Origin of the sequence: Roseobacter sp. MED193 (genome assembly GCF_000152965.1) — a bacterium.
In the GTDB taxonomy this organism is placed as follows: Bacteria; Pseudomonadota; Alphaproteobacteria; order Rhodobacterales; family Rhodobacteraceae; genus Pseudophaeobacter.
Genome location: NZ_CH902583.1, coordinates 869486 through 883799 on the forward strand (window position 1 = coordinate 869486; position 14314 = coordinate 883799).

Genomic DNA, 14314 nt, shown 5'->3' on the forward strand with positions numbered 1-14314 from the left:
GCTCAGAAAAAAATGTCAGCGGCAGGGATCGTCACCCGGCCTTTGGCGCTGTTTAAGACAAGGTTGCCCTCCGCGTCTACCGTCTCAAAGGTGCCTGTGGTCTCTGAATTGGTTGTACGTGCGGTAATTACCTCTCCCAGCTTGGCCGCGCGGGCGAGCCAGGCGGTGCGGATCGGCTCAAACCCATAGGTGGTGAACTGCAGCTCATAGCGCGCATAGGCCGCTGCCAGCGCCGTCAGGAAGTCCTCAGGCGTGACCTGAACCCCGGTTTCGGACAAGAGCGACACCGGCCAAACCGCGCCTGGCTCCAGCCATTCCTTCATCGGGGTTTCCACCAGATTGACACCAATGCCAATGGCCAAATGTGTCACCCCCTGCGCAGCCCCGGCGCTTTCCAACAGGATGCCAGCAAGCTTGCCACCATTCAACAGCACATCGTTGGGCCATTTCAACGCAAGCCCGCTGGTGCGCCCTGTGAGGGCCTCACAGGCGTCATAAAGCGCCAGAGCCGCAAGAAAGCTCCGCAAAGCGACCACCTGTGGCGGCTCAGTAGGGCGCATAACCAGGGTCGCGGCAAAGTTTCCTTTGGGTTCTTTCCAGTCCCGGCCCCGGCGACCGCGGCCTTTGGTCTGGCGTTTTGCCAGGATCCATTCAGGACCAGACAGGTCGCTCGCGATGCGCGCGGCCTCGTCCAGCGTGCTGTCCACCGCATCCAAGATGCGTTTGCCATATCCTTCGGGCCAATCCGTCATTGTTCCATTCCTTCAAAACCCAAAAGGCCCGGTCCAGTGGACCAGGCCTTTTGTCAGAGTTTTAGATCATTCAGTTGACCAAGGCCGCAGCCGCAGCAGCTGCCACGCCATCGACACCAAACATGTTGATAATTCCCAGAACCATGACCGCAGCGGAGCCCATCAGGAAGGCCCAGAGAACAGGCGAGGATGTCCGGTCCAGATCTTCACCTTCGGCCCCGAAATACATGTAGTAAACGATCCGCAAATAGTAGAAGGCCCCGATAACCGAAGCGACCACACCGGCAATAGCCAGCCAGGCAAGGTCGGCCTCGTAGGCCGCGCGCAGCACGTATAGCTTGCCAAAAAAGCCCAGCATTGGTGGCACACCTGCCAGCGAGAACATCAGGATCAGCACAGCCAGCGCCTTGCCAGGCTCCCGGCGGGAATACTGATTCAGCGCGTCAATACTTGTGACGGGTTGACCGTCTTTTTGCAGCATCAAGATAAAGGCGAAGGTGCCGATATTCATCGACACATAGATGGCCATATAGACCAGCATGGCCTCAACACCCAGCACGGTGCCCGCCGCCAGGCCCATCAGCGCATAGCCCATATGGGCAATCGAGGAATAGGCCATCAGACGTTTGATATCGCGCTGGCCGATCGCAGCAACCGCACCGACAAACATCGACAGAACCGACAGTACCGCGACCACTTGGCTCCAGTCGCTCACCGCATGGCCAAAGGCGTCATGCATGACACGGGCAAAGAGCCCCATGGCCGCAACCTTGGGAGCGGAGGCAAAGAAGGCCGTCACCGGTGTTGGTGCGCCTTCATAGACGTCTGGTGTCCACATGTGGAAGGGCACGGCAGAGACCTTGAAGCCAAGGCCCGAAATCAGCAGCACCAGACCAAAGAGCAAGCCCACCGAGACTTCACCATGCTGCGCGACCTCAATGATGCCTGCGAACTTGGTTGTTCCGGCAAAACCGTAGACCAGCGAAGCACCGTACAGCAGAAGCCCCGAGGACAGCGCGCCCAGCACAAAATATTTGAGGCCGGCCTCGGTGGATTTGACGCTGTCGCGGCGCATGGAGGCGACCACATAGAGCGCCAGAGATTGCAGCTCCAGCCCCATGTAAAGCGACATCAGATCGCCAGCAGAGACCATCATCATCATGCCAACCGCGCTCAGCGCCACCAGAATGGGGTATTCAAAGCGCAACATACCGCGGCGGGACATATACTCCTGCCCCATGACCAGAACCGCTGCGGCCGAGATCAGGATCACAACCTTGGCAAAACGCGCAAAACCATCATCAACAAACATGCCAGCAAAGGCAGAGTTTGCACCGCTCCCGCTGGTGCCAATCCAAACAGCCAGCGCCACCATCAGAGCCGAGGTGGACCAGATCAGCGTTGAGGCCAGCTTGTCCTTGCCTGTATAGACCGCGCCCAAAAGCGCCGCCATTGCGTAAAGTGCCAGGATAATCTCAGGCAGGATTACGGAAAGATCAGCTTGGATCATTTGCCCATGCTCCCTTAGTGCGACGCAGTCTGGACGGCAGCGGAGGTATCCGCAGCAGCCAGAGACTGGTTAAAGTTGGCGATCAGCGCTTCAGTCGAGGGACTGATGATATCGGTGACCAGCGAAGGATAGACGCCCAGAAGGATGGTCATCACCACCAGGGGCGCAAAGATGAACCGCTCGCGCGCATCCATGTCCTGAATGGTTTTGAGGCTACCCTTGATTAGGTCGCCAAAGACCACCCGGCGATAGAGCCAAAGCGCATAGCCCGCCGAGAAGATCACCCCAGAGGCCGCAACTGCTGCCACCCAGGTGTTCTTCTGGAAGGCACCCATCAGGGTCAGGAATTCACCGACGAAACCAGAGGTGCCCGGCAGGCCGACATTGCCCATGGTGAAGAACATGAAGACCAGAGCATAGGCAGGCATCCGAATGACCAGACCGCCATAAGCGTTGATGTCGCGGGTATGCATCCGATCATAAATCACGCCCACACAAAGGAACAGCGCCGCAGAGATGAAGCCGTGGCTCAACATCTGGAAGATCGCACCGTCAACACCCTGCTGATTGGCAGCAAAGATCCCCATGGTGACAAAGCCCATATGCGCGACGGATGAATAGGCAATGAGCTTCTTCATGTCTTCCTGCACCATGGCCACCAGCGAGGTATAGACCACCGCGATTGCAGACATCCACAGGATCAGATCGGTCATCACATCCGCGCCTACGGGGAACATCGGCAGCGAGAACCGCAAGAAACCGTAGCCGCCCATTTTCAAAAGGATCGCCGCCAGCACTACAGAGCCAGCAGTTGGCGCCTGCACGTGCGCATCCGGCAGCCAGGTATGGACCGGCCACATCGGCATTTTCACCGCAAAGGAGGCAAAGAAGGCCAGGAACATCAGGGTCTGCATGCCGCCAACCACGTGAATGCCCAGCACGTCAAAACTTGCGGCTGAGAAACTATGGGTCAGGAGCTGAACGATGTCTGTAGTTTGTGCATCCACATACATGGCCACCATAGCCACCAGCATCAGAACCGAGCCAAGGAAGGTATAGAGGAAGAACTTGAAGGAAGCGTAAATACGATCTTTACCGCCCCAGATCCCAATGATCAGGAACATCGGGATCAGCCCTGCCTCAAAGAACACATAGAATAGAACCAGATCCAGCGCCATAAAGACGCCCAGCATCAGGGTCTCGAGCAGCAGGAAGGCAATCATGTATTCCTTGACGCGGGTCGAGACATTCCAGCTGGCCAGAATGGTCAGTGGCATCACAAAGGTGGTGAGCATCACAAAGAGCACCGAGATGCCATCCACGCCCATTTTGTACTGCAGACCAAAGATCCAGTCGCGCTCTTCCACGAACTGGAACCCGGTATTGTTGGGGTCAAACTGAAAGTAGATGCCAAGGCTAACAAGGAAGGTCAGCGAGGTGGCCATTAGGGCCAGCCATTTGGCATTGCGTTGTGCCGCTTCGTCCTCGCCACGCATGAGCAGGGCCATGACAGCCGCCGCCCCAGCAGGGATGAAAGTGACAATAGATAGAAGGTTGTCCATCAGTGGGCTCCTCCGCCGATCGACATCCAGGTGATCAGGGCTGCGATGCCCAGCACCATCCAGAAGGCATAGGTAAAGATGAAACCGGACTGCGCACGGCCGGCAAGTTTGGTGAAGAAGGGCACGATCCCCATGGCGATGCCATTGAGGAAGCCGTCGATGACATTGCCGTCGCCACGCTTCCAGAAAAAGCGGCCAAGGGCCAGAGCCGGTTTGACAAAAATCGCGTCATAGAGCTCGTCAAAGTACCACTTGTTCTTGAGGAACAGGTAGAGCGGCTGGAAATTGCTGGCCAGACGGCCCGGCAGGCTGGGGTTCACGATGTAGAACCAGACCGCGAGGATCAGACCAAAGGACATCGCAACAAAGGGTGCGACCTTGACCTCCCACGGCGCGGCATGGGCATCGTCCAGCACATGGTTGTCCGGCGCAAAGTACAGCGCCCCTTCGCCGGGCTGACCGGCAAAGACATAGTGGTGCGCGGCTTCCGCTGCCTGATCATCGCTGTCGCCATGACCGTCATCGCCGTGACCCTCCGCAGCTTCACCATGTGCATCAGCCGCTGCTTCCGCATAGGGGATACCGTAGAATTTGGCGACCTTATCCGTGTGGCCAAAGAACGAGTTGTACCAGATCATACCCGAGAACACCGCCCCCAGAGCCAGAACACCCAGCGGGATCAGCATGGTCATCGGGCTTTCATGGGCATGGTCATGGGTGTGCTTGTCACCACGTGGCTTGCCAAAGAAGGTCAGGAACATCAAACGCCAAGAGTAGAAGGAGGTCATGAAGGCCGCGATCACCAGCATCCAGAAGCCATACTGCGAGCCTCCGGCATAGGCGCTTTCAATGATGGCATCTTTGGACAGGAAGCCGGCAAAACCGATATGGGTTAGCGGGATGCCAACACCGGTAATGGCCAGCGTGCCGATCATCATCGCCCAATAGGTATAGGGGATCTTCTTGCGCAGACCACCGTAGTTCATCATGTCCTGCTCGTGGTGCATGGCATGAATGACCGAACCGGCTCCGAGGAACAACATCGCCTTAAAGAAGGCATGTGTGAACAGGTGGAACATCGCTGCGGAATACATGCCAACACCGGCGGCCACAAACATATAGCCCAGCTGCGAACAGGTGGAATAGGCGATGACGCGTTTGATGTCGGTCTGAACCAGACCAACTGTGGCGGCAAAAAACGCCGTGGTCGCGCCCAGTACCGTGATGAACATGGTGGCTTGTGGTGCGAATTCCATCAGCGGCGACATACGGCAGACCAGGAAAACACCGGCCGTCACCATGGTCGCGGCGTGGATCAGTGCCGACACAGGGGTTGGGCCTTCCATCGCGTCGGGCAACCAGGTGTGCAGGATCAGCTGCGCCGATTTACCCATGGCCCCGATGAACAAGAGCACCGCCAGCAGGTTGGCCGCGTCCCATTCCGCCCAGAGGAAAGAGATCGACTGACCGGCAACCTTGGTTGGAATATCCGCGAAGATTTCTGTGAAGTTGATGCTGTCGGTCATCAGGAACAGACCAAAGATCCCCAGCGCAAAGCCAAAATCCCCAACCCGGTTGACGATAAAGGCTTTCATCGCCGCCGCATTTGCGGTGGGTTTGCGATAATAGAAACCGATCAGCAGGTAGGAGGCAACGCCCACACCTTCCCAGCCAAAGAACATCTGAAGCAGGTTATCCGAAGTTACCAGCATCAGCATGGCGAAGGTAAAGAAGGACAGATAGGCAAAGAAGCGCGGCTTGTAGCTCTCGCCGTCTTTCCACTGCGGATCGTGATCCATGTAGCCAAAGCTATAAAGATGCACCAGGGCAGAGACCGAGGTCACAACGATCAGCATCAGCGCGGTCAGACGGTCCAGACGAATACCCCAGGAGGTATCCAGACTGCCGCTCTGGACCCAGGTCAAGATCTCGATCGAGCGGCTAACACCGTCAAAGCTGAGAAAGACAATCCAGGAGAGCAGCGCTGCCAGGAACAACAGGCCCGTCGCCGTCACCATGGCGGCTTTTTCGCCGATGTATTTGTGGCCAAAGCCGCAAATCAGCGCGCCCACAAGAGGGGCAAAGAGTAGGATGGTTTCCATGATGCTTTAGCCCTTCATCATATTGATGTCTTCCACGGCGATGGTGCCGCGGTTACGGAAGAAGCAGACCAGGATCGCCAGACCGATGGCAGCCTCGGCGGCGGCCACGGTCAGCACGAACAGGGTAAAGACCTGCCCCACCAGATCCCCAAGGAAGCTGGAGAAGGCCACAAGGTTGATGTTCACGGCCAAGAGCATCAATTCGATGCTCATCAGCAGAATGATCACGTTCTTGCGGTTCAGGAAGAGCCCGAAAATGCCAATGACGAACAGGGTCGCCGCGACGGTGAGATAATGTTCAATGCCGATCATGTCCCTAGACCTTATATGGTTCTTTGTTGCCGCGAAGCTCTGGGTAAAAAACCCGGCACCCGCAGGACTCTGTGTTTGAGATTCCGGAATGGCGGACCTTTGCACCAGAGTTCATTGCTTGGCTTTGCAATCGCGATACCCAAGTATTGGCATTTGCCAGTGAAGAAATATCATTCATCAGCGCTTCGACCTTGTCGGCAGCATTGAACACTTCTGTTGTGTCTTCTCTTTGCTCTGATGTCCGAACAACCACGTTTTGGCCAGTCGCGCAATTCTCAAGTGTCAGCTCAACAGCCCCCCAAGCATCGCTTGGGTTATGATACCCCGAATGACCACCTCTGGAGAGAACATGGCCTTGGCTCCAATCTTCGGGCGCGTCTAAAGCATGATGAATGAAGTTCACAGAACAATCTTGTGCAGAAAGCTGCAACGAGCAGGCCATTACCACTGCAGGTACAATCAGCACGAGGTGAATAGCTTTCTGCTTCAAAGCCCCTGCCCCGGTTTGATGTCTTTCAGTTCCATGGCCTTGGCCGGGTCGCGCGACATTTGCAGCATCACGTCCTGGCGTTTGACATCTTTACGATGGCGCAGGGTCAGGGTGATGGCGCCAATCATGGCAACCAGCAGGATCAGACCCGACAGCTGGAACAGGAGGAAATATTGATCATAGATGATAAGGCCCAGGGCCTCGGTGTTGTGTCTGTCCTCTGGGATCGGCTGCGCCAGTTGCGCGGCGGCGCCGTGGGCGCTTTCCCAGGAGCCATAGGCCATGACGAACTGCATCAGAATGACCAGGCCGATCAGCAGGGCCAACGGCATGTACTGCGCCATCTCAGCCTTGAGGGCCGCAAAGTCCACATCCAGCATCATCACCACAAAGAGGAACAGTACCGCGACGGCCCCCACATAGACGATAACCAGCAGCATGGCGACGAATTCCGCCCCCAGCAGCACAAACAACCCGGCCGAAGAGATAAAGGCCAGGATCAGCCACAGCACTGAATGCACCGGCTGGCGGCTGATCACAGTGAACAGCCCGCCGGTGATAGCGCTGATGGCGAAGAGGTAGAAGGCAAAAACGCTCATGTCTCATCGTCCTTTTTGTCGGCCATGACCTCCTGCGCTAATTCCAGCGCCCGGTTCATGGCCGGAATGCCGGCAAAGACCGACATCTGTCCGATCGTTTCAACGATCTCTTGTTTCTTTGCACCTGCCTCAACGGCATGGCGTACGGTTTGACGCACAGCGGTATCTGCTTGCGCGCCCTGGCAGGTTAGGCCGGCCAATGTCAGCAAAAGCCGGGTCTTGGCATCCAGCCCCTCTTTGTTGAGGGTCTTGCCAAACATCATTTCCATCACCTCTTTGGGCATGGTCGGCCACAGGGCCTCGAACCCTTTCATGGTCATGGGGTCCAGACCCTTGGCCAGATCGGGGTTCATGGCCTTGACCATCTCCTGATACTGGGCCTGAGCCTGGGCCATCATGGCCTCGAATGGGTTCTTGGGGTCAGTCATTGCATCCTCTTAAGTCGTTCCAAGAGCCCGGCGATAGCGGATTTCCATTCCTCATCTCCATCCCAAAGCTCCTCAATTTCGGAGTTTTCACCTGAAAGACGCTGAACGGCCTCTATCGACAGCTTCTTCAACTCTTTGTCCGAACGAACGGAATCAGCATGTTCAAGAAGGATCGCGAGATGCCTTTCTTCTAAAGCCGCGTCACCGGCACCATTCGCCGCTGCAACGACTTCAGCTGCAGCACGAGCCTCGATCCCTTTCGGTGCTTCAAGGTAGTCCTCGGGACCTGTCCTGACAGTTTCAAAGAGGGTAGCACGTACAGCTTTGGCTCCTGCGGAAGAATACTCCCCCGCTAGCCAGTCCAGAGATTGATCGTCTTCAAAAATACCGACACCCCAAGCGCCCATATCACTGTCCTTTCAGTTCACCGATACGGCGCGTCGATTTCGAGGTTGCGGGCAATCTCGGCTTCCCAACGTTCGCCATTCGCAAGGAGTTTGTCCTTGTCATAGAACAGTTCTTCGCGGGTCTCCGTAGCGAACTCAAAGTTCGGCCCCTCAACGATGGCATCCACCGGGCAGGCTTCCTGACAGAAGCCACAGTAGATGCATTTGGTCATGTCGATGTCGTAACGCGTGGTGCGCCGTGAGCCATCTTCGCGGGGTTCCGCATCAATGGTGATCGCCTGCGCCGGACAGACCGCTTCGCAGAGCTTACAGGCAATGCAGCGCTCTTCGCCGTTGGGATAACGGCGTAGGGCGTGCTCGCCACGGAACCGAGGCGACAGTGGCCCCTTTTCATGCGGGTAGTTGATGGTCGCCTTGGGGGCAAAGAAGTATTTGAGCCCCAGTTTGAAGCCGACCCAGAAATCCTGCAGCAGGAAATATTTGGCGGCGCGGGTGTAATCGACTTGGTTTGTCATGATTAGGCTCCCACGGTCCAGCGGGCGAAGATGCCCCAGAACCAGTCAAATTTGGCAGCAAAGGCCACAAAGACCACCCAGAACAGCGAGAAGGGCAGAAAGACCTTCCAGCCAAGGCGCATCAGCTGGTCATAGCGGTAGCGCGGGGTGATGGCTTTCACCATTGCAAAGAGGAAGAAGAAGAAGGCCATCTTGCCGACCATCCACAGCACGCCATCCGGCAGGCCGGGGATTGGCGACAGCCAGCCACCAAAGAACAGCAGCGAAGTCAGCGCACACATCAGGAAGATCGAGATATACTCACCCGCCATGAACAGCAGGAAGGGCGTGGCCGAATATTCGACCTGATAGCCGGCCACCAGTTCGGATTCCGCTTCGGGCAGATCAAACGGTGGGCGGTTGGTTTCCGCCAAGCAGGAGATGAAGAACAAGAATACCATGGGGAAATGCGGCAACCAGTACCAGTTGAACAGGCCTGCATTGCCATCCTGGGCGCGGACGATATCGCCAAAGTTCATGCTGCCGGTGGAGATAATTACCCCAACGATGATCAGGCCAATGGAAACTTCATAAGAGATCATCTGCGCCGCTGAGCGCAGCGCGCCCAGAAAGGGGTACTTCGAGTTCGAAGCCCAACCGCCCATAATGACGCCGTAAACCTCGAGGCTGGACACCGCAAAGACATAAAGGATCGCCACGTTGATGTTGGACAGAACCCAGCCATCATTGAAGGGGATCACCGCCCAGGCCACCATGGCCAGCACAAAGGAGGTCAGCGGCGCCATGATAAAGACGGTGCGATCGGCACCCGCCGGGATCACCACCTCCTTGACCACATATTTCAGCGCGTCGGCCACCGATTGCAGAATGCCAAAGACACCCACAACATTGGGGCCACGGCGCATCTGCACAGCCGCCCAGATCTTCCGGTCCCCATAGACGAGGAACAGAAGGGAGATCATCACAAAGGCAACAACCGCGAGCACTTGCGCCAATATCAGTACAGCAATGCCGCCTGGGGTGTTAAAGAATTCAGCCATAGGTCCTCACACCGTAGGTATTCCGTTTGCCGCGCAATTTTCCACCACGACTTCTGCGTCGATGGTGCGCAATCCGCGCGGTAGGGAGGGCGAAATCGTATAGACCGCATCGGCAACCTGATTGCCACCCTCATGTTTCATTTCTGTGCGCACGTGGCGCGCAAACCCGTAACCGCGGATCAACGCATATTGTGCTGCCGCACATTCGGCATAGTCATCCACATCCGACGCCCCGCGGGCCCCTGACATGGTCACATGAAATTGCACCAGATCCCCTTCCAGCAGACTGGTACGAACCCCATGGTAATCGGGGTTAAACGCGTCAGCTGACCCGCCGGGGATCGGGGCACAGCCCGCCAGCGTCAAAGACGATATGAGTGCAGCGCGGATCACTCGGCCGCAATCTTCTCGGCCCGACGGGCCTTGGCATTTGCCGAAAGCTCGGCCATCACTTGCGAGGCGCGGGCAATCGGGTTGGTCAGATAGAAATCTCCCAGAGCATTGCGGAAGTCGGCCTTGCCAAGCGGGGCTTCCTCTTCCAGTTGCCAAGTGTTTTCTGGAACCTGGTCAACCTGCGCAAGATGCGGCACCTCTTTGACCAGCGCCTGACGCAGCTGCGCCAGTGAGTCATAGGGCAGTTGCGCACCGACTTCGGCGCTCAACGCCCGCAAGATCGCCCAGTTCTCCTTGGCCTCACCCGGCGCAAAGCCTGCGCGCATGGCCAATTGTGGACGGCCTTCGGTATTCACAAACAGACCGTTTTCTTCGGTATAGGCAGCCCCTGGCAGGATGACATCGGCGCGATGCGCGCCGCGATCACCATGGCTGCCCTGATAGATCACAAAGGCCCCTTCACCGATTTCAACTTCGTCCGCGCCAAGGCTGTAAATCACGTCACATTCAGACACTGCACTACGGCCGCCTTCGGTCACGGCGCCCAGATCCAGCGCACCAACGCGGGCGGCAGCTGTGTGCAGCACCAAGAGCTTGGCATCGCCAGCCTCACAGATCTTTTGAACCATTGCCAGAACCGCCGCGCCATCTGCTTCCTGCAGGGCGCCCTGCCCCAGGATGACAATCGGGTTCTTGTCTTTGACATGCTCAGAGGTTGAAAGCGCCTGCTCCAAAGCTGCACGATCTGTGCCGATATGGTTCACATCATAGGTCAGGTCTACGTTTTCACCAATCAAGGACACCTGCGCGCCATTGATCCAGGCCTGGCGGATACGCGCATTCAGAACCGGCGCTTCGGTGCGCGGGTTGGTGCCGATCAGCAGGATCGAACCCGCCGTATCGATGTCTTCAATCGCCGCAGTCCCGACATAGGCAGACCGGTTGCTGGCGGGCAGACGCGCACCATCGGTCCGGCATTCAACAATGCCGTCCTGGCCTTCAACCAGTTGCTTGAGCGCGAAAACGGCTTCGGCCGAAGCCAGGTCCCCGACCAAAGCACCAAACTTTTTGGCGCCTTTTACGGCAGTCGCCGCGGCATTCAGCGCTTCGGGCCAGCTGGCGGGTTTCAGTTTGCCATCAACACGTACGTAGGGACGATCCAGACGCTGGCGGCGCAGGCCATCCCAGACAAAGCGGGTCTTGTCAGAGATCCACTCTTCGTTCACGCCGTCATTGTTGCGCGGCAGGATGCGCATGACTTCGCGCCCTTTGGTATCTACCCGGATATTCGAGCCAAGCGCATCCATGACATCGATGGTTTCCGTCTTGGTCAGCTCCCAGGGGCGAGCGCTGAAAGCATAGGGCTTTGAGGTCAGGGCACCAACGGGGCAGAGATCAATGATATTGCCCTGCAAGTTGCTGTCCAAAGTCTCGTTCAGGTAGCTGGTGATTTCAGCATCTTCGCCGCGGCCCGTCTGGCCCATCTGAGTAATACCGGCCACCTCGGAGGTGAAGCGCACACAGCGCGTGCAACTAATGCAACGGGTCATCGCAGTTGAGACAAGCGGGCCGAGATTCAGATCGTCCACCGCCCGCTTGGGCTCGCGGAAACGGGAGAAATCAACGCCATAGGCCATGGCCTGATCCTGCAGATCGCACTCGCCGCCCTGATCGCAGATCGGGCAATCCAGCGGGTGGTTGATCAGCATGAATTCCATCACGCCTTCACGGGCCTTTTTCACCATGGGCGAGTTGGTTTTTACCACAGGCGCCTGACCTTCTGGGCCAGGGCGCAGATCGCGCACCTGCATCGCACAGGAGGCTGCGGGCTTGGGCGGGCCACCAACGACCTCAACCAGGCACATACGGCAATTGCCTGCAATCGAGAGACGCTCGTGGTAGCAAAAACGCGGGATTTCCACCCCGGCCTCTTCGCAGGCCTGGATCAGGGTCATTGCCCCATCCACCTCTACCTCGGTTCCGTCGATATTGATCTTGCGGAGGTCAGACATGGTCTATTTCGCCCTCAGTAACGCGCCGATCGCGCTGTTTTTCTGTATTTCCGCGCGACCAAACGCGCAGAATGTTTCTGGATCGTCGTAGGAAACGCCGCTCTTGCTAAGTAGTTTTTCGCCCTTTGCACGCATCCGGGCCTTTTCTACGTCAGATTCGATATAGGCCCGGATTTCGCTATCGGCGTAGCCCAGCGAATTGGCATGGGAGCGCAGCCGTCGAAGCTCTCCGATCCCCTTAAAAAGTCTCGCCCCCAGGCTGTCGCAGTGATCCGCAACCTCTTTGGCCACGGCAACCGCAAAAAGCGGCTCTTCGATTTCAGGAACATCCCTCAGCGACGGCTTTGCAGCCAAAACCAGCGGGAAAACCGCGGTTGCAAAGGCAACCAGCGTTCCCATGAGTGCATTAAACATTTGGGCAGGCAACATCGTTCTCTCCTGTGTAAGGGAGAGTTCACCAGGACCAATACTGGCGGCGTTATTCAATAACGCCCCCATTGATTGGTCGTGATATGCCCTAAATTCGCTCACGAGTCGCATGTCCCCCGCAGCACAGCATTGTCACCGCTGCGCGGCAGCGGAGCCTCGGGATCATCCAGATCAACCTCCCAGTCGATCTTGGACGTGCCATAGTTCTTGATGCAATAGGTCGTGCCCGCGTAGCGCATTGCCTCGCGCGCCCCCTGCGGTGAGGCAGCGACATCAAAGACTTCAGCCTCAAAAAAGGCGCGCGTCGCCTTTTTGTCAACGACCGAGGCCTTGGTCCGGAAGGCAACACCATCAAATACAGGACGAGAATCCTTGTCGCTACAGCCAGCCAGCACTGCGACTGTCACCAGCGACACCGTTAGCAATTTGACATGTCCAATCATCATCCGTTCCTTACGTCTTTTTATTCAGCAGCGATCGCGCTTTTACGGCCTGTTTTCTGTGCCTTGATGCGATCCTCGATCTCATCTCGGAAGTTTCGGATCAACCCCTGGATCGGCCAGGCCGCCGCATCGCCAAGGGCGCAAATGGTGTGACCCTCAACTTGTTTGGTCACATCCCACAGCATATCAATCTCTTCCAGATCGGCCTCGCCTTTGACCAGACGATCCATGACGCGCATCATCCAGCCAGTGCCTTCACGGCAGGGCGTACACTGACCGCAGCTTTCGTGCTTGTAAAACTTGGCCAGGCGCCAGATCGCCTTGATGATATCGGTCTGCTTATCCATCACGATAACCGCAGCGGTGCCCAGGCCCGAGCCCAGCTCACCGCGCAGATAGTCGAAATCCATGATCGCATCGCGCATGTTTTCACCGCGCACGCAGGGCACAGAGGAGCCACCGGGGATCACGGCCAGGAGATTGTCCCAACCACCACGGATGCCGCCGCAATGTTTCTCAATCAATTCCTCAAAGGAAATCGACATTGCCTCTTCGACCACACAGGGGTTGTTGACGTGGCCGGAGATCGCAAACAGCTTGGTGCCCGCATTGTTGGGACGACCAAAACCGGCAAACCAATCCGCACCACGGCGCAGGATGGTGGGCACAACGGCGATGCTTTCGACATTGTTCACCGTGGTGGGGCAGCCATAAAGACCGGCGCCCGCCGGGAAGGGCGGCTTCATCCGGGGCATGCCCTTCTTGCCTTCGAGGCTTTCGATCAGAGCGGTTTCTTCACCGCAGATATAAGCGCCAGCACCGTGGTGCAGGAAAACATCAAAATCCCAGCCGGAGCCCGCTGCGTTGCGCCCCAAAAGGCCCTTATCGTAGCATTCGTCAATGGCCGCCTGCAGCGCTTCGCGTTCGCGGATATATTCGCCGCGCAGGTAGATGTAGCAGGTATGGGCATTCATCGCGAAAGAGGCAATCAGCGCGCCTTCGATCAGCGTGTGCGGATCATGGCGCATGATTTCGCGGTCTTTGCAGGTGCCGGGCTCGGATTCATCGGCGTTGATCACCAAGTAAGACGGCCGACCATCGCTCTCTTTCGGCATAAAGGACCACTTCAGGCCAGTGGGGAAGCCCGCACCGCCACGTCCCCGCAGTCCGGAGTCCTTCATGGTTTGAATGATCCAATCACGGCCCTTCTCGATGAGCCCCGAAGTGCCATCCCAATGGCCGCGCGCCTGGGCACCTTTGAGGGTGCGCTCATGCATACCGTAGAGGTTGGTAAAGATCCGGTCCTGGTCCTTCAGCATG

General features: G+C 57.3%; 16 protein-coding genes. All 16 read right to left on the reverse strand.

The window, feature by feature from the left end; all coding sequences use genetic code 11:
- Window positions 1-2 precede the first annotated feature (2 nt).
- Complete coding sequence (locus MED193_RS06660; protein ID WP_009808912.1) at window positions 3-752, reverse strand: biotin--[acetyl-CoA-carboxylase] ligase; 750 nt, start codon at window positions 750-752, stop codon at window positions 3-5.
- Window positions 753-822: 70 nt separating this feature from the next.
- Window positions 823-2262 carry an NADH-quinone oxidoreductase subunit NuoN gene (nuoN, locus tag MED193_RS06665; RefSeq protein ID WP_009808913.1) on the reverse strand — a complete coding sequence of 480 codons (1440 nt, stop codon included), beginning with the start codon at window positions 2260-2262 and terminating at the stop codon, window positions 823-825.
- A 14-nt stretch (window positions 2263-2276) separates the two neighbouring features.
- Window positions 2277-3824: an NADH-quinone oxidoreductase subunit M gene (locus MED193_RS06670; RefSeq protein WP_009808914.1), complete on the reverse strand. Its 1548-nt coding sequence runs from the start codon at window positions 3822-3824 to the stop codon at window positions 2277-2279.
- Window positions 3824-5926, reverse strand: coding sequence for an NADH-quinone oxidoreductase subunit L (gene nuoL / locus MED193_RS06675; RefSeq protein ID WP_009808915.1), 2103 nt, complete (start codon window positions 5924-5926; stop codon window positions 3824-3826). The genes MED193_RS06670 and nuoL overlap by 1 nt, the downstream gene beginning before the upstream one ends.
- 6 nt (window positions 5927-5932) lie before the next feature.
- Window positions 5933-6238, reverse strand: coding sequence for an NADH-quinone oxidoreductase subunit NuoK (gene nuoK, locus MED193_RS06680; RefSeq protein WP_009808916.1), 306 nt, complete (start codon window positions 6236-6238; stop codon window positions 5933-5935).
- Window positions 6239-6242: 4 nt separating this feature from the next.
- Complete coding sequence (locus MED193_RS06685) at window positions 6243-6728, reverse strand: hypothetical protein (RefSeq protein WP_039965986.1); 486 nt, start codon at window positions 6726-6728, stop codon at window positions 6243-6245.
- A complete protein-coding gene (locus MED193_RS06690) occupies window positions 6725-7327 on the reverse strand; it encodes an NADH-quinone oxidoreductase subunit J (RefSeq protein WP_009808918.1) in 603 nt (200 codons plus the stop codon). Before MED193_RS06690 ends, MED193_RS06685 begins: the two co-directional genes overlap by 4 nt.
- Window positions 7324-7755: a carboxymuconolactone decarboxylase family protein gene (locus MED193_RS06695; RefSeq protein ID WP_009808919.1), complete on the reverse strand. Its 432-nt coding sequence runs from the start codon at window positions 7753-7755 to the stop codon at window positions 7324-7326. The genes MED193_RS06690 and MED193_RS06695 overlap by 4 nt, the downstream gene beginning before the upstream one ends.
- Window positions 7752-8162 (reverse strand): DUF4259 domain-containing protein, encoded by a 411-nt coding sequence (locus tag MED193_RS06700; RefSeq protein WP_009808920.1) that lies wholly within the window; start codon window positions 8160-8162, stop codon window positions 7752-7754. The genes MED193_RS06695 and MED193_RS06700 overlap by 4 nt, the downstream gene beginning before the upstream one ends.
- Window positions 8163-8179: 17 nt before the next feature.
- Window positions 8180-8677 (reverse strand): NADH-quinone oxidoreductase subunit NuoI, encoded by a 498-nt coding sequence (gene nuoI / locus MED193_RS06705; RefSeq protein WP_009808921.1) that lies wholly within the window; start codon window positions 8675-8677, stop codon window positions 8180-8182.
- A 2-nt stretch (window positions 8678-8679) separates the two neighbouring features.
- Window positions 8680-9717 (reverse strand): NADH-quinone oxidoreductase subunit NuoH, encoded by a 1038-nt coding sequence (gene nuoH / locus MED193_RS06710; protein ID WP_009808922.1) that lies wholly within the window; start codon window positions 9715-9717, stop codon window positions 8680-8682.
- A 6-nt stretch (window positions 9718-9723) separates the two neighbouring features.
- Window positions 9724-10110: a hypothetical protein gene (locus MED193_RS06715; RefSeq protein ID WP_009808923.1), complete on the reverse strand. Its 387-nt coding sequence runs from the start codon at window positions 10108-10110 to the stop codon at window positions 9724-9726.
- Window positions 10107-12122 carry an NADH-quinone oxidoreductase subunit NuoG gene (gene nuoG, locus MED193_RS06720; RefSeq protein ID WP_009808924.1) on the reverse strand — a complete coding sequence of 672 codons (2016 nt, stop codon included), beginning with the start codon at window positions 12120-12122 and terminating at the stop codon, window positions 10107-10109. The genes MED193_RS06715 and nuoG overlap by 4 nt, the downstream gene beginning before the upstream one ends.
- Window positions 12123-12125: 3 nt before the next feature.
- Window positions 12126-12521, reverse strand: a complete 396-nt coding sequence (locus tag MED193_RS06725; RefSeq protein ID WP_039966726.1) for a DUF5333 domain-containing protein — start codon at window positions 12519-12521, stop codon at window positions 12126-12128.
- Between the two features lie 128 nt (window positions 12522-12649).
- Window positions 12650-12994: a hypothetical protein gene (locus MED193_RS06730; protein ID WP_050757575.1), complete on the reverse strand. Its 345-nt coding sequence runs from the start codon at window positions 12992-12994 to the stop codon at window positions 12650-12652.
- Between the two features lie 20 nt (window positions 12995-13014).
- Window positions 13015-14313: an NADH-quinone oxidoreductase subunit NuoF gene (nuoF, locus tag MED193_RS06735; protein WP_009808927.1), complete on the reverse strand. Its 1299-nt coding sequence runs from the start codon at window positions 14311-14313 to the stop codon at window positions 13015-13017.
- Window position 14314: the final 1 nt, after the last annotated feature.

What these genes read in the sequence shown, in the direction of transcription:
- nuoN (WP_009808913.1), bottom strand. Translation starts at nt 2,262, where the DNA reads ATGATCCAAGCTGATCTTTCCGTAATCCTGCCTGAGATTATCCTGGCA.
- MED193_RS06725 (WP_039966726.1), bottom strand. Translation starts at nt 12,521, where the DNA reads ATGGGAACGCTGGTTGCCTTTGCAACCGCGGTTTTCCCGCTGGTTTTG.
- nuoH (WP_009808922.1), bottom strand. Translation starts at nt 9,717, where the DNA reads ATGGCTGAATTCTTTAACACCCCAGGCGGCATTGCTGTACTGATATTG.
- nuoL (WP_009808915.1), bottom strand. Translation starts at nt 5,926, where the DNA reads ATGGAAACCATCCTACTCTTTGCCCCTCTTGTGGGCGCGCTGATTTGC.
- nuoF (WP_009808927.1), bottom strand. Translation starts at nt 14,313, where the DNA reads ATGCTGAAGGACCAGGACCGGATCTTTACCAACCTCTACGGTATGCAT.
- MED193_RS06670 (WP_009808914.1), bottom strand. Translation starts at nt 3,824, where the DNA reads ATGGACAACCTTCTATCTATTGTCACTTTCATCCCTGCTGGGGCGGCG.
- MED193_RS06700 (WP_009808920.1), bottom strand. Translation starts at nt 8,162, where the DNA reads ATGGGCGCTTGGGGTGTCGGTATTTTTGAAGACGATCAATCTCTGGAC.
- nuoI (WP_009808921.1), bottom strand. Translation starts at nt 8,677, where the DNA reads ATGACAAACCAAGTCGATTACACCCGCGCCGCCAAATATTTCCTGCTG.
- MED193_RS06660 (WP_009808912.1), bottom strand. Translation starts at nt 752, where the DNA reads ATGACGGATTGGCCCGAAGGATATGGCAAACGCATCTTGGATGCGGTG.
- MED193_RS06695 (WP_009808919.1), bottom strand. Translation starts at nt 7,755, where the DNA reads ATGACTGACCCCAAGAACCCATTCGAGGCCATGATGGCCCAGGCTCAG.
- nuoK (WP_009808916.1), bottom strand. Translation starts at nt 6,238, where the DNA reads ATGATCGGCATTGAACATTATCTCACCGTCGCGGCGACCCTGTTCGTC.
- MED193_RS06690 (WP_009808918.1), bottom strand. Translation starts at nt 7,327, where the DNA reads ATGAGCGTTTTTGCCTTCTACCTCTTCGCCATCAGCGCTATCACCGGC.
- nuoG (WP_009808924.1), bottom strand. Translation starts at nt 12,122, where the DNA reads ATGTCTGACCTCCGCAAGATCAATATCGACGGAACCGAGGTAGAGGTG.
- MED193_RS06730 (WP_050757575.1), bottom strand. Translation starts at nt 12,994, where the DNA reads ATGATTGGACATGTCAAATTGCTAACGGTGTCGCTGGTGACAGTCGCA.